We start from the raw sequence: 25,906 nt of genomic DNA, 5'->3' as shown, positions 1-25,906 counted from the left end.
TTTTGGCCGCTCACGCTAGGTATCTCATTTATGGCCTGCACCCCACGCGACATGAGGCTGCCAAGTGGCCACCCACGCAGGCATTTTGTCGGCGGGCATAGGTCTGGCAATGCCATAGCCCTGTGCCAATTGACAACCTAGCTGTAGCAGCGCGGTGCCGTGTGCCACGGTCTCCACACCCTCGGCAATCACCTCGCGCTTGAAAGCAGCCGCCAGACCGATAACACCCTCCAAAATGGCCAGATCCTCTGGGTCTTCGAGCATGTCACGCACAAAACTCTGATCGATCTTGAGCATTCCCACGTGCAAACGCTTGAGGTAGGTGAGCGACGAATAACCAGTTCCAAAGTCATCGAGGGCAAACTTCACGCCCATCTTTGCACAGTCGTCAATCACTTGTGACACTTGGCCCATGTCACTCAGTGCGCTGGTCTCGAGCACTTCCAGTTCAAGGCAGCTCGGGTGCACCTGCGGGTGCTTGGCCAAGATGACCTGTAGGCGCTCCACAAAATCGCCTTGCTGCAATTGCCGGGCCCCGATATTGACGCTAACAGGCAACACCAGACCAGCGGCTTGCCACAGCTCCATCTGGTGCATGGCAGTGTCAGTCACCCACTCGCCCATCTTCACAGCCAGTGGGTGATTTTCGATCACCGGCAAGAAAGTGGCAGGGGCCAACAACCCTTTGTCCGGGTGCTGCCAACGAATCAACGCTTCGGCACCAATCACCTTGCCGCTGTGCATATTGACTTTGGGTTGGTAGTACAGCACAAACTCACCACTTTCAAGTGCTAGGCGAATGCGCTCTAGGCTTTCGTGGTGGTCGCGGATGCTGCTGTCTTGCGCAGCATCAAATATGCAGTAGCGGTTCTTACCAGCCACTTTGGCTTGGTACATGGCTTGGTCGGCCTGGCGCAAAAGTTGGTCGGCATCCATGTCGTGCGCTTGCGGGTAAAAAGTGACGCCCAGACTGGCCGAAACTTGCAAGCTCAGGTCGCCCATCTGCACTGGCAGCGCGGCAGCAGCCAGCACCTGCTTGAGTAGCGGCAAGCAGGCTGAGGTGTCTTCTAAGTCAATCAAAACTGCCACAAACTCATCACCACCCAAGCGGGCCATCGTGTCGCCCGCACGCAGCGTATCTTTGATACGATGGGCCAGAGTAATGAGCATATGGTCGCCCACGCCATGGCCATATTGGTCGTTAATCACCTTGAAACCATCCAAATCAAGGTAAATCACTGCCAACTGCTGCTGATGCCGTACTGCACGGCCCATCGCCTGCTGCACGCACTCGGCCAAAAGCACGCGGTTGGGCAAGTTGGTCAGTGCATCAAAGTGGGCAATATGTTCGAGTTGGCTCTGATGCGCCTTGATGTCGGTGATATCCGAGAACAAGCCTACATACTGCTGTGTGGTGCCTTGTTGATCGCGTACCGCGCTGATGGTCAACCGTTCAACAATCACCTCACCGTCTTTGCGCCTGTTCCAAATCTCGCCACTCCAATGGCCTTGATGGGCCAAGTCGTCCCACATTGCTTGGTAAAACCCGGTATCTTGTCTGCCAGAATTGAGCATGTGCAACTTCTGACCGATGACGTCTTCGCGGCTATAGCCAGTGATGCACGTAAAGGCTTGATTGATATTGAGAATAGCCCCATCGACGTCCGTAATAGCAATGCCTTCACGGGTGTGACTAAAAACACTGGCTGCCTGGCGCAAGCTCTCGTTGGCACGCATCCTGTCGGTAATATCACGGCAGATCATGATGAAGCGCTGGCCGACCTGAGCGTCAGCATGCAGTGGTGCCACAGAGAGTTCAAACCAAAATAGACCCTGCTGCAAAGCAAGCTGGTAAGTCAGGCCAGTAGAAAAGCCTTTTTGCGTCGCCTCATCAATGGCCTGCTGACAGGCACTGACGGCATCTGGCGGCAGCAAATCAGCAACCCGCTTGCCAATAAACACCTCTGGCGGGACTGCTAGCAAATGATTACGGTGGCTGTGGTAGTTAAAGATACGGCCTTCGGCGTCCATTTCAAACAGCAGATCGGGCAAGGCATCCAACGTGGCTTGCAACTGACGACGCACCGCATCGCTGGCCATCTGCGCCTTTTTGCGTTCGCTGATGTCATCTACCATTGCGACGACATAATCGATGTTGCCGTCGGCCTTGCGTACATGGCTGATCGCCAAGCGCGTGTACACCAAGTGCCCATCCTTGTGAATGAACCGTTTATCCAGGGTATAGCTGTTGATGTCGCCCGTCAGCATCCGGTTGAACTGCACCAAGTCGGGAGCTAAATCTTCGGGGTAGGTCAGTTCTGTCCAAGTCGTGTGGGTCAGTTCGTCCCGCGTGTATCCCAACATGGCGCAAAGTGCTTCGTTGACCTCTATCCATCCTTTTTCTGGGCTGGTGATCGCAAGGCCAACGATGGAATGGTCGAAATAGGCGTGAAAGCGCTCCCTGCTGGCAGTTTCCGCAGCAGTTACCGCAGCTTGGGCGCAAGACAAAGCATGCAGATCAATCAACTGCTGTTCGTGATTGCGAAAAATAAGGCATAGCAACATCGTGGCAAGGGGGTAAAACAGCAGAAGTAACCACCAAGCCTGCGCAATAAAAGCGTAACCAGCCTGATTCGGAACCTGCGTGAACGCTGCCAACTGCATCAGTTGAACCACTACGCCCAGTGCCCAGTAGTGCATCGGCTGTGGTGGGCTTCTCTGGCGCAGCCACCATTGCCTTGCCAGCACTCCCAGCAAAGCCGATGCAAGTGCCACCGCGATGCCGACCGGCATGCCGACACCGCCCAGATGGTAGCGATATAAGGCAGCCATGACGGCGGCAATCAGCGCAGCCGTACCGCCACCCACTACCCCAACCACCGACAACACAATCGACCGCCCGTCAAAAATCACACCGGGAGAAAAATTCAAGGGATTGGCGATACCCAGCAAAGTAACGCCGCCAAACAGCAAACCGAGCAGCAGCTGGCGATTGAGTGGATTCTTGTGAAAACGCGAAATAACGATCTGCCCGGCAGCTACCAAGGCAACCAAAAATGCGATGTTATTGATGAGGGCAAGGATCATGCTTGACATCCTCTCCGCCCTAAAGGACGGCAATTCCTGCTGCCAGACGGCGATGTCCCGCCGCCGACGAAGATCACAGCGTTCTCGTGCTGGCGATACCAGCACCCACACAGCTTTTGTTCGTTTGACGCCGTGGCGCACCCTTTCAGAACCAAGTCGATACCAACATCTAGAGCAGAAAGTCGGGGGCCGACGAATTCTGAAAAATCAATGGTGACATTGAAGTACCAACGCCCCCTGCCGTCTTTTTGACCAGCAAAATGGATTTGCCCAACTTTGCATTTGGAACGCCCGCCTTTAAACAGTATCCAGCCCAGCGAATACTTGGGTGATTTTTGGTTAGAAACACGCCAATTAAAGCGCTCTGTCTTGAACTGCTTGTGCCGCGTGGCGTACTTGACACACACCCGTTGCACGGTGCCACTACCCACACTGACACCACCGGATGGGCTATAGCCTGCCGTGCATTTTTGCAGATCGTCACCTGATAAAAATTGAGACCTACCATGAAAAGGCCACGCTACCTTGGCCGAGACTTCATTGATGTGGTTCCAGACCTGATTGATCTCACGCATCATCTGACGCAACACTTTAGCGTACTTGTCTTTGAGGGGCAGTTGCGGAGTTTTGATGCTGGTGCTCACGCCAAAGATCATAGACGACGCTACCCCAAAACACCACAGGCTGTACCGACCTGCTCGCGCCAACCTCGGGGTTCAAGCCCAAGTTCGAGCGCTATGATGCCCACTGTGAGTGCTAACACAAAAACCCTCCAACTGCGCCTCAAAGACAAGCACGCCAAAGTGTTGCATCAGATGGAACGTGAAGTCAATCAGGTCTGGAGCCACATCAACGAAGTACCGGTCAAGGCAGCATGCCTCTTCCACAGCAAGCCAAAATATCTATCCTATGGTCTGCAAAAATGCACAGCAGGCTACAGCCGATCCGGTGGTATCAGCGTGGGCAGTGGCACCGTGCAACGGGTGTATGTCGAGTACGTCACGCGACGCAAGCAGTTCAAGAAAAGGCAGCTAAATTGGTGCGTATCTAATCCTGATTATTCGCTAGGCTGGATACCATTCAAAGACGGACACATTCACTTTGCAAGCCAAAAATTGAGCCTCTTGGGCAACTACGCGCTGTCCAAATACAAACTGCGCGGCAGTTCTTTCAGACAAGACCGCCGGGGCATTGGTGCTTCAATGTCACTGGATGTCAACCACCCACCACCGGAAATCACCGAATCATTATGACCCGTTCGATCAAACAACTTTGTTGCGCGGCTTCTCTCCTGCTGCCAGCCTTAGCCGGCAGCCAGGAATTTCCTTTCTTTACCGCCGCTCAAAACGGCTTCCGACTGAGCATTCCCTATATGGAATACAACAGCGGTGTCAGCAAACAAGGATTTCGGGTGGCGTTGACCACCAGCGATGGCGGAATCTTTCAACTGGAACCGGGTTCAGTCGGTATCGTAAGTCCAGTCACTCCGGCAGTGAACGCCACCACTATCGCTGAGGTAAACGGCGCTTTCACGCTGAACATCCCCTATCTGGAGTATGCCGACGGCGGCGTCACCCGTGCCTTTCAGGCCGCGCTGCGTTCCACCGACCTCAGTGTCTTTAGGCTAGATCCGGCATCGATGATCGAAGTACCGGTGGAAGAATCGCCCTACGTCAAGGATGCCCCTAGCGTCTATGCGGTCGAAGAAGCGAAAGTATTGAAGGCAACAGTGGTCACCACGGACGGGACGTATACCTTTGCCGACGTCAATGCTGATATTGATGACAGCGACGCGATTGTTCCGGAGGTTGCCGCTCACTTCATCGTTGATGGCTATCCTGATGATGGCAAAACCACCAACGCCACGCTGCGCTTACGCGGCCATAGTTCACGCTTCTCAGCACAGAAATCCTACCGGATAAAACTTGCCAACGACGCCGCAGCATGGCGCGATGAAAAAACCCTGCAGTTCAACAAACATCCGTATGACCTAACCCGGATGCGCAACAAACTGGCCTTTGACCTGTTCCGAGACATTCCGCACATTCCCAGCTTGCGCACTCAATTCGTCCGCATCAGCATCACCAACAAGAACGCCAGCGGAATCAGTTACGCCACCGGAGACTTCGGACTTTTCACCCACGTCGAAAAAATGGGCAAGGAGTACCTCAGCAAACGAGGCCTGCCTACCGATGGGAATATTTACAAGGCCGAGGATTTCGACTTTCGCTTGAGCGCCAATCTCGCCCTAGACAGCAAAGGCAAACCGCTCAGTAAAACCGAATTCGAAAAGGTTTTAAGTCTTGAGGCCGACAACGGCAATCATGAAAAACTGATTGCCATGATTAATGCAGTTAATGACTCAGGCACGGATTTTGACACCGTATTCACTAAATACTTTGATCGGAAAAATTACCTGACCTGGTTGGCCTCGAACATCCTGATGGGCAATCGTGACACCATCAACCAGAACTTCGCGCTTCACCAACCAAAGGCCAACGACAAGTTTTACTTCCTGCCCTGGGATTATGACGGTGCCTTCGGCTTTGAAGATCAACCAGACCAAAAGGTAGCCAGCCCACTTTATGCCCCCCACCAGCAAACGGTAGCCAACTGGTGGGGAGCGCCCCTACACCAGCGATTCCTGAGCAATCCTAAGTACCGGGCCGAACTGGTGGCGACCGTCAATGAGCTTGCCGAACGTTACCTGACCGAAGCTAAAATCAAGGAGAAAATCGATGCCTATCGGCCATTAGTCAGGCCATCGGTTACAACCTCCCCGGATCTCAACGATCTGCCACTTGTCAGCAATGCCGCAAGCAGCGAATGGGATGCCGAATGCACCCGAATCGCTAAAGTGATTCGAACTAATCTCGCCAACTTCACCAGTACGCTGGAAAACCCGATGCCTTTCTGGCAATCGGCTACCAATCAAGGTAATCAGATTCGGTTTAGTTGGGGTCAATCTGTCGATTTACAGGGCGACCCCGTTCGTTATACGGCGATGATCTCGGCAAAACCCGATTTCTCCAGTATCAGGACGCAAATCGATCTGACCGAGAACGAATGGCTGATGCCGATGTTGCCTGATGGAAGCTGGTATTTGAAGGTATCTGCCACCGACAGCAAAGGAAACACCCGAGAAGCGTTCGATATTATGGAATCGGCAAATACCCGCTATTTCGGCGTACTCCCTTTTGTGGTCAGGGGAAGCCAAATCGTGCAGCAGTGATCGAAAAACTGCCTTAGCAGATCAGCGGCAGCCCAAGGAGGAAAGGCAGATTCCGGCGTAATACCGTTCAGTCAAGGAGGGTTGGCCGAAATCGGATGGCCTGACGAACGATGTTGACCGCGCCTGCGTCGGAATCTGCTCCAGCCAATAAATGAGGGGCTTCTTCTGTCAAGTAAGGCTCGCGGCTTGCCCTGAGTCCTCTTGGACTGTTCCCCTGCATCTTAGACCCCGTTGACGCTCATGCCTATCCCCCTGCTAGAAGTTGCAGATCTGCACATCACCCTGCCCACGCCCCAAGGCCGGGCAGCGGCGGTACGCAGCATTGGTTTTACCTTGGAGCGCGGCCAAGTGCTGGGGCTGGTGGGGGAGTCGGGCAGTGGAAAATCGCTCACCGCCTTAGCACTGCTAGGGCTGCTGCCCGAAGGAGCACAAGCCCGTGGCAGCGTGCGCCTGAACGGCCAAGAACTACTGGGGCTGCCCGAAGCGGCGCTGTGTCGCATTCGGGGCCAGCGCATTGGCATGGTGTTTCAAGAGCCGATGACGGCCCTCAACCCGTTGCACCGTATTGGCGACCAAGTGGCCGAGCCACTGCGCTTGCACCAAAAGTTGGGGCGTGCAGCAGCCCGCCAGCAAGCCCAAGCCCTGCTGGAGCGGGTGGGCCTGCCAGAGGCCGCCCAACGCATGGACGCCTATCCGCACCAATTTTCTGGCGGCCAGCGCCAGCGCATCACCATCGCGATGGCCTTGGCCTGTGGCCCCGACTTGCTCATCGCCGATGAACCTACCACCGCACTGGACGTGACTTTGCAGCAGCAGATTTTGGATTTGCTACAAGACTTGGCCGCCGAGCGTGGCATGGCACTGCTGCTGATCTCGCACGATTTGGGGCTGATTGCACAAAACACCGACCAGATGCTTGTGATGTACGGCGGCAGCGTGATGGAAAGCGGCCCCACCGCTGCCGTTTTTGCCCACCTAGCCCATCCTTACAGCCGGGGTTTGCTCGCGGCACGCCCAGTTCTGGGCCTGCGCCAGCCCTTGCGCCAACGCTTGCCTGCTATGAGCGGCACCCTGCCCGCACTGGCCGATCTGCCTGCGGGCTGCCCCTTTGCCGGACGCTGCGAACTGACCTTGGCGGCCTGCCACCGCGATGCGCCCCCGGCACAAACTGGCGCCGATGACGGCCATACTGTGCGCTGCTGGCGCATGGAACCCACCCTGTATGCTGGGCCAGGGCAAGCCGCTTGGAGGGTACGATGATGGCCAAAACCGCCACCAATCCCATCGACATCACCTTTCGAGATCTACCCGGCATCGCATGGCAAACCCCCGACCTCGAAAACCTGCCAGAACTGCCTTTGCTGCAAGCACAAGGGCTGGGGTTCAGCTACCCCTTGCACCGGCGCTGGCCGTGGTCGGAACCAGAGCAACGGACGGTGCTGCAAGACATCAGCTTTACGCTGCACACCGGACGCAGTCTGGGCATTGTGGGCGCTTCTGGGGCAGGCAAATCGACGCTGGCCCGGCTGGTCATGGCCTTGCTGCAACCCACCAGCGGCTCCATCCGGCTGCTGGGCCGCACGCTGCACACCTTAGCGCCTTCGGCACTGCGCCAAGCACGGCGCAATATGCAGATGGTGTTTCAAGACCCATACAGCTGCCTCGACCCACGCCAACGCATTGAACGCATCATCACTGAGCCGCTGCGGGTGCTAGAACCCGCTACCCAGCGGGCTGCACAGCGGGAACAGGCGGCACAGGTATTGGCCCAAGTGGGCCTGAGCAGTAGCGATTTAGACAAATACCCCCATCAATTTTCAGGCGGGCAGCGCCAGCGCATTGCCATTGCTCGCGCACTCATCACCCGGCCTTTGCTGATCGTGGCCGACGAGCCGGTCAGTGCGCTAGATGTGTCAGTGCAAGCGCAGGTACTCAATTTGCTCATCGATCTGCAACAACAGCATGGGCTGGGCTATTTGCTCATCAGCCACGATTTAGCTGTGGTGCAGCACTTGTGTGACGAGGTGCTGGTGCTCGATCAGGGCCAAGTGGTAGAGCGGGGCACGCCGCAAGCGCTGTTTTCTGACCCCCACCACCCCTGCACCCAAGCCTTGGTGCAGGCTGTGCCACAAATTGACCCCGGTCGCGCCCGCCGACGCCAAACCTTGCGCCAACGCATCGCCAACGCGGTGGACGACAATCCTCCTACACCCCGCCCCGCTGCTGGGCAGGTGCCTCCCTTGCTCTAAAAACCATCCCATTCATGCTCCACCGCCGCACCCTTTTGGCCACAGGTGCCTTTGCCAGCACTTGTTTTTCTCTGCCCAGTCTGGCCCAGTCCACCAAAGATACCTTGGTGTTGGCACTGCACCTAGAGCCGCCGGGGCTAGACCCTACCTCTGGCGCGGCCTCAGCGATTGGCGAGATCGTCCATTACAACCTGTTTGAGACCCTGACCAAAATCAACGCCGACGGCAGCGTCTCACCGCTACTGGCCGAGAGCTGGGAGGTCTCGCCCGACCTCAAAACCACCACACTGCGCCTGCGCAAGGATGCCAAATTTCACAACGGCGTACCGTTTAATGCGGCCACGGCCCAGTTCTCCCTAGAGCGTGCGGGCAGCGCCAAAAGCACCAACAAAGACAAAAGCAGCTTTGCCCGGCTGCGCACCGAGGTGGTGGATGAGCACACCCTCACCATCCGCCACCAAGACATTGATCCCGACTTTCTGTTTATGCTTGGCCAAGCCAGCGCCGCAATGGTGGAGCCGCAAAGCGCCGCCAGCAATGCCACCAAGCCGGTGGGCACCGGCCCCTACCAGCTCAAGCAGTGGCGCAAGGGCGCTTCACTCACACTAGAGCAGTGGAGCGGCTTTCGCGCCAGCGCACCACTGCGCATCCGCCAAGCCACTTTTCGCTTTATTGCCGATCCAGCGGCCCAAGTGGCAGCCTTGCTGGCGGGTGATGTCGATTTGTTTGCCCGCGTGGCACCGCGCAGCGTAGCCCAGTTCAAAGCCAACCCGCGCTTTCAGGTGCAGGTGAGCAACTCACGCGCCAAAACCATCGTTGCCATCAACAACGCCCGCAAACCCCTGAGCGATGTACGCGTGCGCCGCGCCATTGCCGCCGCCATTGACCGCAAAGCCCTGATCGATGGCGGTGGCGATGGCTATGGCGTGCCCATTGGCAGCCACTATGTACCGGGCAGCTTTGGCTATGTTGATACCACCGGCATCAACCCCTACGACCCCGACAAAGCCAAACGGCTGCTGCGCGAGGCCGGTATCCAACTGCCACTCAAACTGACCATGACCTTGCCACCACCGCCTTATGCCCGCCAAGGCGGCGAGATTGTGGCGGCCCAACTGGCCAAGGTGGGCATCCAAGTCAAATTGCAAAACGTAGAGTGGGCGCAATGGCTCAGTGGCACCTACCAGCACAAAAACTACGACCTGACACTGATCTCCCATGTCGAGCCATTTGACTTGGGCAATTTTGCCAAACCCGATTACTACTGGGGCTACCGTTCATCGGCCTTTCAGGCGCTGTACGCACAAATACAAGCTGCCGCTCGGCCAGTAGACCGCGCCCGGCTGCTGGGCGATGCCCAGCGCATGCTGGCTGAAGATGCAGTGCATGCTTTTTTGTACCAACCGCAATGGGTGACGGTAGCCGACAAGCGCCTGAAGGGACTTTGGAAAGATATGCCGATCTTTGTCAATGATCTCTCTGCCCTGCACTGGTAACCTGCCACCGCTTTGTCATAACACTTCTGTCCTACCCTCTGATACTGGTTGGCCCTACGTCAACGCTTGCTATGTCCGTACCCCGTCTTACTCGCCAATCCTCTCCGCCCCCGGCCCATCACTCCAGCCCATCGGTAGGTGACAGCATCTTTTACCCCCACGGCATCTGGGCCTTGGGCGTCAAATGGATGCGCAATATCAACTTTGGTACCAAGGCGCTCTGGATTTCCTTGGCGTTTTTGATTCCACTGGTGTATTTGGGCTGGGTCAGTTTCTCCGCCAAACAAGACCTGATCGAATTCACCCGCAAAGAGCGGCTCGGTGTCGCCACGATGGAGCACTATGCCCCTGTGATGCACAGCATCCTCAAAGCGCGCAATGCCACACGGGCCAACTTAGGCGGGCTAGACCGAACAACCCAATACACCGCAGCCCGTGCAGAGATGGAAAAGGCCATGGCTGAACTGGTAGAACACATCGGCGAGTCCAACGATGGACTGGGCCTCAATCCCAGCGTCAAGGCACTGCAAAAATTTTGGGCTAACGCCCCCCTGCAACCCAGTGGGGTGGATGCACAGGGGCGCACGATCTTCAACGATCTGACCCAAGCAAGCATTGCATTGCTGGAAGACATGGCTGATAACTCGAACCTGACCCTAGACCCAGAGCTAGAGAGCTTTTACTTGACCAATGCGCTAGTGCTGTCCATGCCACGCACCGCCGAAGAAATCGGCCAATTGTGGGGCTGGAGCACCTTCAGTGTAGCCAAAGGCGGGGTCACTCCTGAGCAGCTAGAACGCTACCGTATCTGGAATGCAGGCGCGCTGCGCGGCATCGAAGACCTAGAAAGCTACTTTAGCCGTGCCATCAAGGCATCGCCTTTGTTGAAAGAGCGCCTGCACCTAGAGCAGTTACAACAGGTCAAGGCCTACCTCCATCAAGTGTCTAACCCAATACAGCTGCTGTCCAGCGCGCAGACACCAGAACAGGTCTACGATCTGGGTGACAAGAACCTGTCTGCTCTGTTGTCACTGTATGAAACTGGCTTGCCTGCGCTGGAACATCTGCTGGCCGAGCGCGAAGCTAAACTAACACAATCGCGCGACTCCATCTTCATGGTGGCGGCCCTTTTCATTCTGGTGGCGATGTACCTGTTCTACTCGTTCTATCTGGTCACCCGGGGCGGGCTGAACCTGATCCGCGAGCACTTGCAAGAAATGGCCACCGGCGATTTGCGCCGCCCACCCAGTATGCCGTGGGGCAAAGATGAACCAGCCCTGCTGATTACGGATTTGCGCCAAGCCTATGAGGCATTGCACAGCTTGATTCGCAAGGTGCGCTACTCAGCCACCGAACTTGATGCAGCCGCCGATCATATTTCCCATGCCAGTAGTGAGCTATCGAGCCGCACCGAGTCGGCAGCCGCTAGCCTAGAAGAACAAGCTGCGGTGATGGAAGAAATCGGCTCCACCGTCAACTACACCGCAGAACATGCACGACAGGCAGCCCAAGTGGCCCAAACTAATGCAGACGTAGCAGAGCGGGGCGGTGAAGTCATGGCCTCGGTGGTCACGGTAATGTCAGGCATCAATACCGCCTCGAGCAAAATCAGCGACATCATCAGCGTTATTGACGGTATCGCCTTCCAAACCAACATTTTGGCGCTCAACGCTGCTGTAGAAGCGGCCAGAGCCGGAGAGCAAGGCCGTGGTTTTGCCGTGGTGGCTACCGAAGTACGCGCTCTGGCCCAACGCAGCGCCCACGCCGCCAAAGAGATCAAGGAGTTGATTACAGCCAGCGTCACCCAAGCCAGCCAAGGCGCAGCGGTGGCTGAAAATGCAGGCCAAACCATGCACGAGCTGCGCTCCAATGCCCAACGCATCCGCACCTTGCTAGCAGAAATTGCCACCAGTGCCCAAGAACAAGCGGCAGGGGTAGAGCAAGCGGGCCAAGCCATTCACCAACTAGACAAAGACACGCAAAACAACGCTGCGATGGTGCAAAACACCACCACCACCGCCCAAGCACTCAAGGCCCAAGCAGATACGCTCATGGCTGAAATTGCCAAATTCCAACTCAGTTGACGCCCATTGCATGTGACGCCACCGCTACACTCCACCTTTTTTCTGGCCCACTTTTTCTGCCTATTGTTGCTGTAATGGACATCTTCACTTTGGCTATCCTGCTCACCGCAGGTGTCTATTTCTTCAGCCGGCAGCACCAACGCAAGCGCATCGTTCTGCTGGGCCAGCACTTGCATCCCTATCAGATCGAAAAGCTGATGGAAGCACTCACTGAAGGCTATCTGCGTGCTTTGGGAGAGAGCACCCCTGAGCGGCGCGGGCAAATCTGGCATCTGCTGGCCACTACCGAGAACCAGTTGTGCGAACAATTTGGCCGTTTTGCCGCAGACTTTGCCAAAGTCGATGCCACCAGTGCCCGCATCAGCCGCTTGGCCCTGCCTTTGCCACTGGCCGATGTCTGGTGGCCCCAGGCCACTTTTGATATGCGCAAGGCACTGGTCATCCATGCACGCGGCCTGACCCGTGCCGTGCAAGGCCAGCCCGGCCAATCGGAGCGCGACCGCGCCTTTACCATGTCGGCAGAACTGTTTTTAATGCAACACACCTGCCACTGGTTTTGTAAATCCCATGCCATGGCATCAGCGCGGATGCAGGCGCGCCACCAAACGCCCTATGCACAACTGGTGGCCAGCGTTTCTCCAGAAACACGGCGCGACTATCTGGCCTTGGTGCGCGGCAACGCTGCATAAGCCCTCTCCCGCTACAACTCCTCGTCCAGCAAAGCCCGCACCTCAGCCAATGACTGGCGCAGCTGCACCATCTCTGGGGCGCTGCTCTGTGCTGGCAGGGGCGCTGGCTTTTGCGCTACGGCATCAGCACCTGCCAATGCCTGTAACCATTGCTGTTGCTGGGGCAGCGTAACCGTTTGCCCATCGCCATGCGCTTGCACCCATTGCCTAGCTTGCACCCCCAAGCGCTGGCGTGTGGGGGCATCCGCCAGCAATTGGGCCACGGTAGCGGCCAAAGCAGAGGCATCAAAAAAATCTACCAGCAGGCCGGTCTCGCCGTGCTGCAACACCTCGCGCACTGGAGCGGTGTTGCTGCCCACCACGGCACAACCCACGCTCATGGCTTCGAGCAGGCTACGCCCCAACACAAAAGGGTAGCTGAGGTAAATATGCACGCTAGACGCCTGCAATAAACCGATCAGGCTGGCGTGGGGTACTTGGCCCACAAAATGCACCCGCGCCCACTCTGCTGCGTCCATCTGCGGCTGCAACTCCTGCACCAGCAGCTCACGCCAGTTTTGGCCGCTGTCAGGCCGAGGGCCATAACCGCCTTCGGTGCCTCCCACAATCACCACATGGGCTTGGGGCCGCAAGCGCAACAACGGCGGCAGGCTGCGCATCAACACATGAAAACCCCGGCAAGGTTCTAGCGTACGGCTGGCAAAAGTGACAACTTCGTGCGCGCGCGTCAACACCAAACAGTCGTTGAGGGTGATGCTAATGTTTGGATGAGGGGCAATAGCCGCCGTGTCGATGCCATCACGAATCACCGTGATGCGCTGGCGCAGAGCAGGCGGAAAGGTATCGGCCTGCCATTGCGTGGGGCTGATGACGGCTTGGGCCTCTTGCCAGTGCAAGCAATGGGGCAGGTTTTTCAGGCGCAATGCAGCCCCAGCCAACAGGCCGGGGGCTGGAAACTCCGGATCAAAACCAGCGGCAATGCTGCCCGGCTGGTAAAACAGCTCGGCATACAAACCCAGCCGGGCTTGGGGCCAGACCTCTTTCAAGAACAAGCTATCGCCCCAACCGGGGTGGGCCACAATAACATCAGGCGTAAAGCCCTGCGCTTGCAGTTGCAGCGCCGCATGGCAGGCCGCCTCGCCGCGCAAAGTTTGGCGCTCGGCCTCTTGCAACCAAGGGTGCAGGCCCTCGACGCTGGCACGCGGGGGTGGGCAAGCCACCAGCGTCACCCCTTGCCACGGTGCGGGTGGCTCGGCTTGTGCCGCCACCAAGGCCAGCACGGTATGGGCAGCATCAGCGGCTAAAGTAGCAGCAAGCGCCGCAAACGGCCCCGGAAAATACGGGTGAACAAACAAAATCTTCATCGACAAACCATCCGGGGCCCTCACCCGGCCAACAATAATTTACGGATGGGGGCGGGCAAGCCCAAATCGGGCCATTGCGCAGGCGCAAACCAGCCCCCGCCCTCGTCACACGCCACATCAGGCACCTTTATGTGTGCGCGCACCGGGTGCAAGTGCAAATCACGGTGTGTGAGTACGTGTAAAAAGGCGGGCAAATGCTCTACTGCGCTGGCATCGGCCAAGGCGGGATGCTGGGCCAGCGCTTGCGCCGAATCGAGCACCGGCAAGCAATACAGACCAGCCCAGATGCCCGTGGCAGGCCGCCGCTGCAAATAGACCCGGCCTTGGGCATCTTGCAACCACAACAGCCACCACGACTGCGCCTGCCGCTGCAACTTGCGTGTTTTGACGGGGTAGTGCTCAGGCTCGCCTTGGGCTAGCGCTACGCACTGCCCGCTCAATGGACACAGCAGGCAACTGGGTTTGCGCACTGAACACACCGTAGCGCCCAAGTCCATCAGGCCTTGGGTATAACCGGGCATGGTCACTGCTAGGTTGTGCTCAGGCAAAAGGGCCTGCGCAGCATCCCACAGCTGGCGCTCATTTGCGGCTACAGCCAAATCGGCACCAAAAGCCAACACACGGGTGAGCACCCGGCGCACATTGGCATCCAGAATGGGCACACGCTCAGCAAAGCAGAAAGAGGCAATCGCCCCCGCTGTAGAGCGGCCTATGCCCGGCAACTGCGCCAACTGGGCCGCGGTGGGCGGAAACTGCCCCCCGTGCTGCTGCACCACCACTTGGGCGCAGCGGTGCAAATTGCGCGCCCGACTGTAATAGCCTAAGCCACTCCACAGCGCCAGCACCTCGTCTTGCGATGCGGCGGCCAAAGCTGCCACGTCTGGGAACCGAACCAAAAAGCGGGCGTAATAGTCCAGCACCGTGCTCACTTGGGTCTGTTGCAGCATGATTTCTGACAGCCAGACCCGGTACGGGTCGCGCGTTTGCTGCCAAGGCAAGTGGTTACGGCCATGCTGGGCCTGCCAAGCCACCACCGTATCGGCCAAGGTACTCATGCAGCAGCAACCACCGCTGCCACATCGGGCGCTGACGCTGGCAATACCCTTGGCACCGTGGATGCCCCCGCCGACAAAGCCAGCAACTGTTGGGTGTGGGCTTGTAGCCTTTGCTGCAAACGAGACAGCGCAGCCTCGCTCTCCTCAATTTCGGCAATGCGCTCTACCAGCCCACTGGCTGCCGATTGGATGCGGTCTACCGCCTCAATACGCCGGGTAAAACTGCGCCGACGCTCGCGCAATTGGGCGTCCAATTGCGCCGTGGCGGTTTTGCTCCACAACTCCAAATCATTGGCCGCCGACTCCAATACGGCGCGCACGCGCATAAACAGCGCCCGGCCTAGGCGCTCAGCAAAATCGGAGTTCGCCAGTTTCAGGGCATTGCCCAAGCTCAGATACTGTAAATGGCTCTCTTGAATACGCGCCAAATCCGCAGAAAACTGCTCCATGCGCGGCGGTGCTGGTACCTGCAATGAAAAGCCAAACTCGGCATTGAGCTGATTGAAGGTGCCCCCCAACATGGCCTGAATCTCGGTGGCCGCTGCTTGGGCAGCATCCAGCGTGGCCCCTAGGTGCTCAAAAGTTTCGGCATATTGCTTGCGCACCCCCAATTTCAGGCCCTTTTGCTGCAACGCCTCGACCAAAGAGCGCATGTGCTCTTTGAGTGCCTTGGCCCCCAGTTGCAAAAACACGTCCTGCAACAGCCTAAGGTGTACGGTGCGCACCGCCTGTATCTTGGCGGCGCTGCAGTTAAATTCTGTTTGCTCTTGCTCAATGCGGCTGCGCATGGACTCAATCACCGAGGCATTTTTGCCGCGCAAGCTGCGCAGCTCTAGCATCTGATCGTCCAAATCGCGGCGGCGGATGTTAAACACGCGGGTCATCTCGACATTCAGGCTAGAGACCCCAGCTGCTACGGCAGCACGCAAAATGGCTTGGCGCTGGCCCATGATGCCGTGCGCCAGCGCTGCCTCTAACCTCGGCAAGCCACTGGCCTGCAACAGGGCATCGTCGCTGGTGATTTTGGCCAGCAAGCCTTTTTGTGCCGATACCGGCAGCACCTGAGCGGTAGTCACCCCCAACAACTGAGCCGAGGTGGCACACTGACGCTGCAACTGCGTGCGTACCAGCTCAGGGGTACTGAGCGCATCCCACAGGGTATCAATCTTGTTGAGTACCACCAGCCGCGCATCGTTGCTGCCTTGGGGGGCAGCCAAATGCTCACGCCAAATCGCCAAATCCGAGCGCGTCACGCCCGTATCGGCCCCCAAAATAAATACTACAGCATGGGCCTGCGAAATCAGGTTGACGGTCAGTTCTGGCTCGGCCCCCACCGCATTGAGGCCGGGGGTATCCAAAATGACTAGCCCATCTTTGAGCAGCGGGTGCGGCATGTTGATGATGGCATGACGCCACATCGGCACCTCTACTTGGCCGTGGGCATCGGGGAAAGGGTTGTCTTCAGGCAACTCGTCGTGCCAAAAACCCAACGCGCGCGCCTCGTCAAGGCTCACCTTGCGCACTTGGGCCACCTTTTCGATGGCCTCAGCAATCTCAGCGGCGTGGTGAATGTCCAAGGGCAGCGTCACCCAAGTGTCGCGGCGCAAGCGCCACTCGCTCAGGCTGGGCGCTTGCAGCCGGGTCTCAATGGGCAACAGGCGCAAGGTGGGTGGCTCTGTGCTGTCGTAGCCCAACTCGGTCGGGCACATGGTGGTGCGCCCCGGACTGGCGGGCATGATGCGCCGGCCATAGTTGGCAAAAAAAATGGCGTTAATCAGCTCAGACTTGCCGCGCGAGAACTCGGCCACAAAGGCAACCATGATTTTGTCTGAGCGCACCTGCGCCTCTAGTCTTTGCAGGCGCTCTTGCACCGCAGCATCCATCAGCTCTTGGGCGTCCATCCATTGCGCCAACTGCTTCAACTGCTGGGCAAATGCACGCCGCCACTGGCCATGTTGCTCAAACTGGTCGTTGAATGAAGATTCCACTTTGTTCCCGGAATTCAAAAAGCCCACTGCAACAAAATACGTGCCGCCGTAGGCTGCCCGCACAGCGCTCACACCGTACAGAATCGGGGCGATCAGCCATGTTGGCAGACAGGGCAGTAATAGCTGCTGCGCTGCACCTGGCGCACCATGCGCACTGGCGTAGCACAAGTATGACAGGGCTGGCCCTCCCGGCCATAAACATGGACTTGCTGCTGAAAATGACCACTCTGGCCATTGGCACTGGAAAAATTGCGCAAGGTGCTGCCACCGCTATCGACCGCCTTTGCCAACACCTGCCGAATCGCCCCATGCAACCGCAGCACCTGCACGGGCAGCAGATCACGGGCAAGCGCAGTAGGCAAAATACCGGCTAGAAACAACGCCTCACAAGCATAGATATTGCCCACACCCACCACCAAGCGCCCAGCCAGCAGCAACTGCTTAATACTAGAGCGACTGGCCTGCAGGCCACGCTCAAATGCTGCCAGCTCAAAGGCATCAGACAAAGGCTCCATACCCAAATGGCCCAACAGCTTTTGTGCCACCGCATCGTGCTCGGCACTGGCATAAACCACAGCGCCAAAACGGCGTGGGTCGTTCAAGCGCAAACTACCCTGCGTGGTGTGCAAATCAAAATGGTCATGGGGGCCGGGGGCAGGCAAGGTGGGTGCAAAGCGCAAGCTGCCCGACATGCCTAGGTGCAGCAGCAACAGGCCCGGCTCCAAATCGAGCAACAAATACTTGCCGCGCCGGCGCACCCCTTGCACCACCCGCCCGACCAAATCCGTGGGTGCGCAACCCAACGGCCAGCGCAAAGGCTTGCCCGGTAAGGCGGCCAAAATTTTGGCCCCCGCAATAGACTGCGCAAAACTGCGGCGCGTGACTTCTACTTCGGGCAATTCAGGCATGTTTCACCACTTTGGCTGGATGTATCGAAGCATGGATTATTATGGTCTATGGCCTCCATTCGTCGTTTTTTGCTCTGCACTCTTACCGCTGCCCTTACAGTCAATGCTGCGGTGGCGGCAACGCCATCCGCCCCATCGGCCCATGCGGCAAAAAATCAACGCCGTTTAGCGCAAGAAGAGGCGCGCACCTCCGCACTCAATGCGGCCTTCAACGCCGAGGTTTTTTATGACATCTTGCTCGGTGAAATAGCCACCCGCACCGGCGACCCAGCCACCGGCTTTGCCCTGATGCTAGAGGCCGCACGCAGCCGTCACGACGAGCCACTCTACCAACGCGCCACCGACATTGCCTTGCAGGCACGCTCAGGCGAGTCAGCACTGGCAGCGGCACGGGCTTGGCAACAGGCTTGGCCACAGTCACGCGAGGCCAACCGCTATGTGCTGCAAATTCTCATCGCCCTCAACCGGGTGCGCGACACAGCAACACCACTGGCACAAGAGCTGTCACTCACCCCTGCACCCAGCCAAGCCAGCGCCTTTTTGGCGCTGCCGCAACTGTACCGCCGCGTCAGTGACAAAGCCTTGGCCGCCAGTTTGGTCGAGCAAGTCTTAGCTCCCTACCTCAACCAACCCCACACCGGCCCTGCCGCTTGGGCGGCCTTGGGCCGCTTACGCTTGCAAGCCGAAGATTTGCCCGGTGCCTTGCAAGCTGTGCAGCAAGCCGAGCGCCTAGCCCCCATCGACGACGCCGCTGCCCTGCTGGCGCTAGAACTGCTAGAGCGCGGCCATGCCGACGCTGCCGGGCCGGTCGAGCGCTACTTTTCCCAACCCCAAGTCCATGCAGACCTGCGGCTGGCCTATGCCCGCCTGTTGCTCAGCAGCCAGCGCTACCCCCAAGCCCAAGCACAGTTGCAAATGTTAACCAGCCAAAACCCAGAGCAGTCCGATGCTTGGTTTTTGCTGGCCGCTGTGCAGTTACAAAACAACCAACTGCCCGAAGCCGAGGCTGCGCTAGAGAAATTTACCGCCCTCACCTCCGCAGAAGCCCCCGCCGAGCCAGCACCAGACAGCAAGCTGGGCAAAAGCCAGACACAGGCTTACCTGCTGCACGCTCAAATTGCCGAAAAACGCGGCCAATACCACCAAGCCGATGCGTGGCTCAACCGCATCAACCACCCCGATGACGTTTTTGGCGCACAAACCCAACGTGCCGCCCTGCTGGCACGCCAAGGCAAACTGCCCCAAGCCCGCGCCTTGCTGCGCAAGCTGCCTACCCAAACCGCGCAAGAAGAGCAACTCAAACTACAAGCCGAAGTGCAATTGCTGCGCGATGCCAAGGAACACGCCAGCGCCTACGAACTCCAAACCCGTTTGGTAGCACTGGCCCCAGAGAACAACGAGCTACTCTACGACCAAGCAATGATGGCCGACAAACTAGGCCGTTTTGACGAAATGGAGCGCCTGCTGCGCCTAGTGATAGAGCGCCAGCCCGATTTTCACCATGCCTACAACGCCTTGGGCTATTCGCTGGCCGAACGCGGGGTACGACTGACAGAGGCCAAGACGCTGATCGAAACCGCCCTGAGCTACGCCCCCAATGATCCTTTCATCATTGACAGCCTAGGCTGGATCAACTTCCGGCTGGGCGAGCTCACCGAAGCACTGCGCCTGCTCGAATCGGCCTTTGCCCGCCGCCCCGATGCCGAAATTGCCGCCCACTTAGGCGAAGTGCTCTGGACGCTCAAGCAGCCCGAACGCGCCCGCACCATCTGGCAACAGGGCCTGCGCCAGCAGCCTGACAACGAAACCCTGCAACAAACCATGCGCCGCTTTGGCGCGCAGCCCTGATGCTGCGCCGCTGGGCTGTGCTCTGTGCTTTGGGCTTGCCCATCGCCTTGCTCGGCTGCGCCCAACCTGCGGCGGCACCTGCTGGGCCTGACGCAGCCCAGCGCACCTTCTGGAGTGGCCGCTTGGCCCTGCAAGTAGAGGGCCAGCCATCGCGCTCCTTTATTGCCGCCTTTGAACTGCAAGGCCATGCCCACACCGGCAGCCTGCAATTGAGCACCCCTTTGGGCAGCACCCTAGCGCAACTGCACTGGAATCCACAAGGGGCGCGGCTGCACACCAACAACACCATCGAAGAAGCCGCCTCCGTCGATGCCCTGTTAGAGCGCGGCACCGGCGCGCCCATCCCCATCACCGCGCTATTTGATTGGCTGGCGGGCCTACCCACACCCATGGACGGCTGGAGCACCGACTTAAGCGCCATTGCCCAAGGCCGCCTGAGCGCCACACGCTTTAGCCCGGAGCCACAAACCACCTTGCGCATCACGTTTGAACGCTGATCGTCCATTTTTCCTATGCAAGCCCTGTACGACGTTCCGGCCCCAGCCAAGCTCAACCTGTTTCTGCATATCACCGGACGCCGCGCCGATGGCTACCACCTGCTGCAATCGGCCTTTGTGCTGATTGACTGGTGCGACACGCTGCACTTTGCACTGCGCCAAGACGGCCAGATCAGCCGCGAGGACCTGAACATCCCACTGCCCGCCGATGACCTGATCGTGCGCGCCGCCAAAGCGCTGCAAACAGCCACTGGCTGCACATTGGGCGCGCACATCGGCATCCACAAAAGCATTCCAGCCCAAGCAGGCATGGGCGGCGGCTCCTCCGATGCTGCCAGCACTCTGCTGGCGCTCAACCAGCTGTGGCAGCTCAAGCTCAGCCGGGCGGCCTTGAGCAGGATTGGCCTACCCTTAGGGGCCGATGTGCCGTTCTTTCTGTGTGGCCACCCGGCTTGGGTAGAAGGCATTGGCGAACAAATCACCCCCCTGACAGGCGCGCACTGCCTGCCCCCAACGCAGTTTGTGGTTGTCAAGCCCACAGCTGGTCTGGCTACCCCGGCCATTTTTGCCGCCCCCACGTTAAAACGCGATTCCAGCCCCGTCAGCATAGAAACGCTCTGCCAATCGCCCTACCAGTTTGGGCGCAACGATCTCCAGCCCGTAGCCGAACTGCTGTGCCCTGATGTTAAAAAAGCAGTAGATTGGCTAGAAGCACAAAAATTACATGCTAGAATGACGGGGTCGGGAAGTGCTGTATTTGCGCAGCTGTCACATACCGATGCTCTCGCAGTTGCGCCAAGCAACTGGCAAGTTAAAAAATGTGACAATCTGATGATTCATCCTCTCAGCAGTTGGATTTCAGGTATATAATTGAAGGCTTGCTGAATAACGTTCAGTAGGCCTGTGTAGGGGAGTCGCCAAGCTGGTTAAGGCACCGGATTTTGATTCCGGCATGCGAAGGTTCGAATCCTTCTTCCCCTGCCAAATTCTTCGCCTCATTGCAGGCAAATACACTTCAGCCAGATTGCTGGGCAGCTCATGCAAGCCAATCCTCTCGATTTCATGGTTTTCACCGGCAATGCCAATCCTAGCATGGCCGCTGACATCGCCAAGCACCTTGGCACCACTTTGGGGGCCGCTGATGTCAGCCGCTTCTCTGACGGTGAAGTCACCGTAGAAATCAAAGAAAACGTCCGTGCCCGTGATGTGTTTGTGGTTCAGTCCACTTGCGCACCCACGAATGAAAACCTGATGGAACTGCTGATCATGGTCGATGCGCTCAAGCGCGCCTCGGCTGAACGTATCAGCGCCGTGATTCCCTATTTTGGTTACGCCCGCCAAGACCGCCGTCCGCGTTCTACCCGCGTGCCCATCTCGGCCAAGGTGGTAGCAAACCTGTTGCAAACCGTGGGCGTGGCCCGCGTTTTGACCATGGATTTGCATGCCGACCAAATCCAAGGTTTCTTCGACATCCCGGTCGATAACATCTACGCTTCGCCGGTGTTGCTGGGCGATCTGCGCCAAAGAAACTACGAGAACCTGATCGTTGTGTCGCCCGACGTGGGTGGCGTGGTGCGCGCTCGTGCGCTGGCCAAGCAACTCGGTTGCGATTTGGCCATCATTGACAAGCGCCGCCCCAAGGCCAACGTCTCTGAAGTGATGCACGTCATTGGCGAGATCGAAGGCCGCAACTGCGTCATCATGGACGACATGATCGACACCGCCGGTACCTTGGTCAAAGCCGCCGAAGTACTCAAAGCACGCGGTGCCAAGAGTGTCTACGCTTACTGTACACACCCCATTTTCTCTGGCCCGGCCATTGACCGTATCACTGGCTCGGCACTAGATGAAGTCGTCGTTACCAACACCATTCCCTTGAGTGCCGCCGCCAGCGCCTGCACCAAGATTCGCCAGCTCTCCGTAGCACCGCTGATTGGCGAGACCATCCAGCGCATTGCCAACGGTGACTCGGTGATGAGTTTGTTCTCAGACCAAGACGATTAAGTCTGAGTCTGGCAAAAAGCCTGGCCCTCTCCTGCGTTGGCGAGGGCCTTTTTACAACCGAAGGTGACACTGGTCGCGGTGCGCCTCTCACGGAGAAATTTTATGAACATCGTCGCTTTTGAGCGCGCCAAGCAAGGCACGGGTGCGAGCCGCCGTCTGCGTAATTCTGGCCGTACCCCCGGCATCATCTACGGTGGTGACACCCAGCCCCAAGCCATCGAAGTCGATCACAACGGTCTGTGGCACACCCTGAAGAAGGAAGCCTTCCACTCCAGCGTGCTGGACATGGACTTGGGCGGCCAAACTGTCAAGGTCGTGTTGCGCAACGTGCAATACCACCCCTACAAGCAACAAGTGCTGCACATTGACTTCCAGCGCGTGGATGCCAAGACCAAGCTGCACCTGAAGGTGCCAGTGCATTTCGTTGGCGCAGACGAATCGGCAGCCGTCAAGGTCGATCACTGCACCGTCAACGTCGTGGTCAACGAACTCGATGTCACCTGCATGCCATCCGATCTGCCAGAGTTCATCTCGGTCGATCTGAGCGAGCTCAAGAAGGGCGCTACCCTGCACCTGAAGGACGTCAAGTTCCCCCGTGGCGTGACTCCTGTCACCCGTGGCAGCCAGAACAACCCCGCTCTGGTCTCTATGGTGGCACCCGTCATCGTGGTAGAAGCTCCCGTGGTTGCTGCTGCACCCGCCAAGGGCAAGGGCAAGGGCAAGAAGTAATTTCTGGTCTGTGGTGGCGGTTACGGCAGCCACCGCCTTGCACAACGGCCCACCCTGTGTGGGCCGTTCGCTTTTCTGAATCGCTTTTTTGCGCACATGATTAAACTGTTTGTTGGCCTAGGCAACCCCGGCCCAGAATACGATGCCACGCGCCACAATGCCGGTTTTTGGTGGATCGATGCCCTTGCGCGTGAGCTCAAAGTGCAATTGCAGCCCGAACGCAGCTATTGGGGGCTGGCAGCACGCGCCAATGTGCATGGGCACACCGTCTGGCTGCTGGAGCCGCAAACCTTCATGAATCTGTCGGGCAAATCGGTGGCAGCACTGGCACGCTTTTTCAAAATTGCGCCAGAAGAAATCTTGGTGGCCCACGATGAGCTCGATTTTGCCCCCGGCCAAGTCAAACTCAAGCGCGGCGGCAGCCACGGCGGCCACAACGGCCTGCGCGACATTCATGCCCAACTGGGCAGCGCCGATTACTGGCGGCTGCGCATTGGCATCGGCCACCCCGGTGTGAAAGCCGAAGTGGTGCATTGGGTACTCAAAAAGCCTGCCCCTGAGCAGCGCACGTTGATTGAAGACAGCATTGTCCATGCCCTCAAGGCCTGTCCGGCACTGCTGGCAGGCGATATGGACAAGGCTACCTTGCTCATCCACACTACCAAGCCACCCCGCCCGAAAAAATGCGACATAAAATCACCTGATGCTGGATGATCGTGCCAAGTTGTTGCTCAAGGCGCTGGTAGAGCACTATATTGAAGACGGGCAGCCCGTAGGCTCCCGAACTTTGTCGCGCGCCTCAGGCTTAGACCTCTCGCCTGCCACTATCCGCAATGTGATGGCGGATTTGGAATACTTGGGCCTGATTGCCAGCCCACACACCTCAGCGGGGCGTATTCCTACGGCCAAAGGCTACCGGCTGTTTGTCGATACCATGCTCACGGTGGATCGTCGGCAGATTAGCACCCCCCAATTGGCCCCAGAGCAACCACAAAAGGTAATTGCCAACGCCGCCCATCTGCTGTCTAACCTATCGCAGTTTGTCGGTGTGGTGATGGCCCCTCGGCGCACCTCGGTGTTTCGGCATATTGAGTTTTTGCGCCTGTCTGAGCGGCGCTTTTTGCTCATCATTGTCTCGCCTGAGGGCGATGTACAAAACCGGGTGATTTTGTCCGAGACCGATTTCACCCAAAGCCAACTGGTCGAGGTGGCTAATTTTCTCAACACCCACTACGCCGGTATGGCAATGGAGCTGGTGCGCGAGCGGCTGGCCGGTGAGGTCGATAGTTTGCGCGGCGAGATTGCCACGCTGATGCAAGCGGCGGTGCAGGTCAGCTCCGAAGCCTTTGAGCAGTCCCAAGAAGAAGTGGTGATTTCCGGCGAGCGCAATCTGCTATCAGTGAGCGATTTTTCGCAAAACATGGGCAACTTGCGCCGCGCCTTTGACCTGTTTGAGCAAAAAACGCAAATTTTGCGTCTGCTCGATGTCTCGCAGCAAGCCCAAGGGGTGCGTATCTACATTGGTGGCGAGAGCCAAGTGGTGCCGTTTGAAGAGTTGTCGGTGGTCAGTGCGCCCTACGAGGTCGATGGGCAAGTGGTGGGCACGCTGGGGGTGATTGGCCCCACCCGTATGCCTTACGACCGCATGATCCAAATCGTCGATATCACCTCGCGGCTGGTCTCTAACGCCCTCAGCCACCACCACTGAGCCAGTGGGCAGCGCACGGCTGGCAGTGGCACGTCAGCGGCTTGACGCCCAGTAATGATGTAATTGGCGCATGAAGTCCCGTTTTGAACACATTGCCTTGGTAGGCAAGTACCAGAGTCCGACCTCTGGGGTCATGACCGAACCTGCACGCAAAACACTGGAGGGCATTGCCCTGTTTTTGCGCAGCCAAGGCTGTACCGTATCGCTAGAGGCACAAACTGCCGCCCACATGGAGCTGCCCGGCTACCCAGCATTGGATGTCGATGAGATTGGCCAGCAATGTGACCTCGGCTTGGTGGTGGGGGGCGATGGCACCATGCTGAGCATAGGCCGCCAAGTAGCCCGCTATGGCACACCACTGATCGGCATCAACCAAGGGCGGCTGGGCTTTATCACCGATATTCCGCTGGACAATTACCAAGCCACCTTGGCACCAATGCTGCACGGGCAGTTTGAAGAAGACCACCGGCCCCTGATGCAGGCACGGGTGCTGCGCGATGGCGTGTGCGTATTCGATACCTTTGCCATGAACGACGTGGTGGTCAACCGGGGTGCGACCTCCGGCATGGTGGAGTTGCGCATTGAGGTGGACGGCCATTTTGTGGCCAACCAGCGCGCCGATGGTTTGATTGTGGCCTCACCCACAGGCTCGACTGCCTATTCGCTCTCTGCTGGCGGGCCAATGCTGCATCCGTCGTTGCCGGGCTGGGTGCTGGTGCCCATTGCACCGCATATTTTGTCTAACCGCCCCATTGTGCTGGCCGACATCACGGAGATTGCCATCGAGATCGTTAATGGCCGCGATGTCAGTGCCAATTTTGATATGCAGTCGCGGCCCGATTTGCGCTTGGGTGATCGTATTTTGGTGCGCCGCGCCGAATACTGCGTACGCTTTTTGCACCCACGCGGCTGGAGTTACTTTGACACGCTGCGCAAAAAACTGCGCTGGAACGAAGGAGGTTCTTGAC

The 25,906-nt window shown here is 58.0% G+C and carries 21 protein-coding genes and 1 tRNA gene; 16 read left to right on the top strand and 6 right to left on the bottom strand.

Annotated features, from left to right (window positions below; translation table 11 throughout):
* Positions 1 to 24: 24 nt before the first annotated feature.
* Positions 25 to 3,087, bottom strand: a complete 3,063-nt coding sequence (locus tag BMX55_RS07060) for an EAL domain-containing protein (RefSeq protein WP_177172844.1) — start codon at positions 3,085 to 3,087, stop codon at positions 25 to 27.
* Positions 3,084 to 3,731: a hypothetical protein gene (locus tag BMX55_RS07055; RefSeq protein ID WP_143059588.1), complete on the bottom strand. Its 648-nt coding sequence runs from the start codon at positions 3,729 to 3,731 to the stop codon at positions 3,084 to 3,086. Before BMX55_RS07055 ends, BMX55_RS07060 begins: the two co-directional genes overlap by 4 nt.
* 105 nt (positions 3,732 to 3,836) lie before the next feature.
* On the opposite strand from BMX55_RS07055, the gene BMX55_RS07050 reads away from it, so the two are divergent.
* The 7 genes from BMX55_RS07050 to BMX55_RS07020 all read left to right on the top strand — a co-directional run bounded on the left by BMX55_RS07050 (position 3,837) and on the right by BMX55_RS07020 (position 12,837).
* Positions 3,837 to 4,340 (top strand): hypothetical protein, encoded by a 504-nt coding sequence (locus tag BMX55_RS07050; protein WP_218144465.1) that lies wholly within the window; start codon positions 3,837 to 3,839, stop codon positions 4,338 to 4,340.
* Positions 4,337 to 6,319: a CotH kinase family protein gene (locus BMX55_RS07045; protein WP_091455060.1), complete on the top strand. Its 1,983-nt coding sequence runs from the start codon at positions 4,337 to 4,339 to the stop codon at positions 6,317 to 6,319. The genes BMX55_RS07050 and BMX55_RS07045 overlap by 4 nt, the downstream gene beginning before the upstream one ends.
* A gap of 246 nt (positions 6,320 to 6,565) precedes the next feature.
* Positions 6,566 to 7,579, top strand: coding sequence for an ABC transporter ATP-binding protein (locus BMX55_RS07040; RefSeq protein ID WP_091455676.1), 1,014 nt, complete (start codon positions 6,566 to 6,568; stop codon positions 7,577 to 7,579).
* Entirely contained in the window at positions 7,576 to 8,568 is a 993-nt protein-coding gene (locus BMX55_RS07035) for an ATP-binding cassette domain-containing protein (RefSeq protein ID WP_245751317.1), read from the top strand. The genes BMX55_RS07040 and BMX55_RS07035 overlap by 4 nt, the downstream gene beginning before the upstream one ends.
* 14 nt (positions 8,569 to 8,582) lie before the next feature.
* Complete coding sequence (locus tag BMX55_RS07030; RefSeq protein ID WP_091455057.1) at positions 8,583 to 10,064, top strand: ABC transporter substrate-binding protein; 1,482 nt, start codon at positions 8,583 to 8,585, stop codon at positions 10,062 to 10,064.
* 71 nt (positions 10,065 to 10,135) lie between these two features.
* The gene (locus tag BMX55_RS07025) at positions 10,136 to 12,148 is read left to right on the top strand and encodes a methyl-accepting chemotaxis protein (protein ID WP_091455055.1); all 2,013 of its coding nucleotides are present in this window, start codon (positions 10,136 to 10,138) and stop codon (positions 12,146 to 12,148) included.
* Positions 12,149 to 12,222: 74 nt separating this feature from the next.
* Positions 12,223 to 12,837 (top strand): hypothetical protein, encoded by a 615-nt coding sequence (locus BMX55_RS07020; protein ID WP_091455051.1) that lies wholly within the window; start codon positions 12,223 to 12,225, stop codon positions 12,835 to 12,837.
* 11 nt (positions 12,838 to 12,848) lie between these two features.
* On the opposite strand, the gene BMX55_RS07015 is transcribed toward BMX55_RS07020, so the two are convergent.
* The 4 genes from BMX55_RS07015 to mutM form a co-directional block, all read right to left on the bottom strand.
* Positions 12,849 to 14,201, bottom strand: coding sequence for a glycosyltransferase (locus tag BMX55_RS07015; protein WP_091455047.1), 1,353 nt, complete (start codon positions 14,199 to 14,201; stop codon positions 12,849 to 12,851).
* Between the two features lie 20 nt (positions 14,202 to 14,221).
* Positions 14,222 to 15,256 carry an A/G-specific adenine glycosylase gene (gene mutY, locus BMX55_RS07010; RefSeq protein WP_091455044.1) on the bottom strand — a complete coding sequence of 345 codons (1,035 nt, stop codon included), beginning with the start codon at positions 15,254 to 15,256 and terminating at the stop codon, positions 14,222 to 14,224.
* Positions 15,253 to 17,244 carry a dynamin family protein gene (locus BMX55_RS07005; protein ID WP_091455670.1) on the bottom strand — a complete coding sequence of 664 codons (1,992 nt, stop codon included), beginning with the start codon at positions 17,242 to 17,244 and terminating at the stop codon, positions 15,253 to 15,255. The genes mutY and BMX55_RS07005 overlap by 4 nt, the downstream gene beginning before the upstream one ends.
* A gap of 92 nt (positions 17,245 to 17,336) precedes the next feature.
* Positions 17,337 to 18,152 (bottom strand): bifunctional DNA-formamidopyrimidine glycosylase/DNA-(apurinic or apyrimidinic site) lyase, encoded by an 816-nt coding sequence (gene mutM / locus BMX55_RS07000; protein WP_091455040.1) that lies wholly within the window; start codon positions 18,150 to 18,152, stop codon positions 17,337 to 17,339.
* Positions 18,153 to 18,200: 48 nt separating this feature from the next.
* Here mutM and BMX55_RS06995 point away from each other — a divergent pair, with 48 nt between their 5' ends.
* From BMX55_RS06995 to BMX55_RS06955, 9 genes are all read left to right on the top strand, one after another.
* On the top strand, positions 18,201 to 20,000 hold the full coding sequence (locus BMX55_RS06995; RefSeq protein WP_091455037.1) for a tetratricopeptide repeat protein: 1,800 nt from the start codon (positions 18,201 to 18,203) through the stop codon (positions 19,998 to 20,000).
* Positions 20,000 to 20,497 carry an outer membrane lipoprotein LolB gene (locus tag BMX55_RS06990; RefSeq protein WP_091455034.1) on the top strand — a complete coding sequence of 166 codons (498 nt, stop codon included), beginning with the start codon at positions 20,000 to 20,002 and terminating at the stop codon, positions 20,495 to 20,497. The genes BMX55_RS06995 and BMX55_RS06990 overlap by 1 nt, the downstream gene beginning before the upstream one ends.
* Positions 20,498 to 20,512: 15 nt before the next feature.
* A complete protein-coding gene (gene ispE / locus BMX55_RS06985; protein ID WP_091455031.1) occupies positions 20,513 to 21,367 on the top strand; it encodes a 4-(cytidine 5'-diphospho)-2-C-methyl-D-erythritol kinase in 855 nt (284 codons plus the stop codon).
* A 37-nt stretch (positions 21,368 to 21,404) separates the two neighbouring features.
* A tRNA-Gln gene (locus tag BMX55_RS06980) sits at positions 21,405 to 21,481 on the top strand.
* 54 nt (positions 21,482 to 21,535) lie between these two features.
* Positions 21,536 to 22,501, top strand: coding sequence for a ribose-phosphate pyrophosphokinase (locus BMX55_RS06975; protein WP_091455028.1), 966 nt, complete (start codon positions 21,536 to 21,538; stop codon positions 22,499 to 22,501).
* A gap of 102 nt (positions 22,502 to 22,603) precedes the next feature.
* Positions 22,604 to 23,230 carry a 50S ribosomal protein L25/general stress protein Ctc gene (locus BMX55_RS06970; protein ID WP_091455024.1) on the top strand — a complete coding sequence of 209 codons (627 nt, stop codon included), beginning with the start codon at positions 22,604 to 22,606 and terminating at the stop codon, positions 23,228 to 23,230.
* 96 nt (positions 23,231 to 23,326) lie between these two features.
* Entirely contained in the window at positions 23,327 to 23,944 is a 618-nt protein-coding gene (gene pth / locus BMX55_RS06965; protein WP_091455021.1) for an aminoacyl-tRNA hydrolase, read from the top strand.
* Complete coding sequence (hrcA, locus tag BMX55_RS06960; RefSeq protein WP_091455018.1) at positions 23,934 to 24,938, top strand: heat-inducible transcriptional repressor HrcA; 1,005 nt, start codon at positions 23,934 to 23,936, stop codon at positions 24,936 to 24,938. The genes pth and hrcA overlap by 11 nt, the downstream gene beginning before the upstream one ends.
* A gap of 70 nt (positions 24,939 to 25,008) precedes the next feature.
* Positions 25,009 to 25,905 (top strand): NAD kinase, encoded by an 897-nt coding sequence (locus BMX55_RS06955; RefSeq protein ID WP_091455016.1) that lies wholly within the window; start codon positions 25,009 to 25,011, stop codon positions 25,903 to 25,905.
* The last annotated feature ends 1 nt before the right edge of the window (position 25,906 follow it).

The sequence above is a fragment of the Giesbergeria anulus genome (assembly GCF_900111115.1).
Lineage (GTDB): Bacteria > Pseudomonadota > Gammaproteobacteria > Burkholderiales > Burkholderiaceae_C > Simplicispira > Simplicispira anulus.
Note: the sequence above shows the minus strand (reverse complement) of the source record. Positions and strands in the feature narration are given on the sequence as shown.

Excerpts from the sequence above, each read along its gene's own strand:
- mutY (WP_091455044.1), bottom strand. The coding sequence starts at position 15,256 with ATGAGTACCTTGGCCGATACGGTGGTGGCTTGGCAGGCCCAGCATGGC.
- pth (WP_091455021.1), top strand. The coding sequence starts at position 23,327 with ATGATTAAACTGTTTGTTGGCCTAGGCAACCCCGGCCCAGAATACGAT.
- BMX55_RS06970 (WP_091455024.1), top strand. The coding sequence starts at position 22,604 with ATGAACATCGTCGCTTTTGAGCGCGCCAAGCAAGGCACGGGTGCGAGC.
- BMX55_RS07060 (WP_177172844.1), bottom strand. The coding sequence starts at position 3,087 with ATGATCCTTGCCCTCATCAATAACATCGCATTTTTGGTTGCCTTGGTA.
- ispE (WP_091455031.1), top strand. The coding sequence starts at position 20,513 with ATGCAAGCCCTGTACGACGTTCCGGCCCCAGCCAAGCTCAACCTGTTT.
- BMX55_RS07030 (WP_091455057.1), top strand. The coding sequence starts at position 8,583 with ATGCTCCACCGCCGCACCCTTTTGGCCACAGGTGCCTTTGCCAGCACT.
- BMX55_RS07045 (WP_091455060.1), top strand. The coding sequence starts at position 4,337 with ATGACCCGTTCGATCAAACAACTTTGTTGCGCGGCTTCTCTCCTGCTG.
- BMX55_RS07020 (WP_091455051.1), top strand. The coding sequence starts at position 12,223 with ATGGACATCTTCACTTTGGCTATCCTGCTCACCGCAGGTGTCTATTTC.
- BMX55_RS07015 (WP_091455047.1), bottom strand. The coding sequence starts at position 14,201 with ATGAAGATTTTGTTTGTTCACCCGTATTTTCCGGGGCCGTTTGCGGCG.
- BMX55_RS06955 (WP_091455016.1), top strand. The coding sequence starts at position 25,009 with ATGAAGTCCCGTTTTGAACACATTGCCTTGGTAGGCAAGTACCAGAGT.
- BMX55_RS06995 (WP_091455037.1), top strand. The coding sequence starts at position 18,201 with ATGGCCTCCATTCGTCGTTTTTTGCTCTGCACTCTTACCGCTGCCCTT.
- mutM (WP_091455040.1), bottom strand. The coding sequence starts at position 18,152 with ATGCCTGAATTGCCCGAAGTAGAAGTCACGCGCCGCAGTTTTGCGCAG.
- BMX55_RS07025 (WP_091455055.1), top strand. The coding sequence starts at position 10,136 with ATGTCCGTACCCCGTCTTACTCGCCAATCCTCTCCGCCCCCGGCCCAT.
- BMX55_RS06990 (WP_091455034.1), top strand. The coding sequence starts at position 20,000 with ATGCTGCGCCGCTGGGCTGTGCTCTGTGCTTTGGGCTTGCCCATCGCC.
- BMX55_RS06975 (WP_091455028.1), top strand. The coding sequence starts at position 21,536 with ATGCAAGCCAATCCTCTCGATTTCATGGTTTTCACCGGCAATGCCAAT.
- hrcA (WP_091455018.1), top strand. The coding sequence starts at position 23,934 with ATGCTGGATGATCGTGCCAAGTTGTTGCTCAAGGCGCTGGTAGAGCAC.
- BMX55_RS07035 (WP_245751317.1), top strand. The coding sequence starts at position 7,576 with ATGATGGCCAAAACCGCCACCAATCCCATCGACATCACCTTTCGAGAT.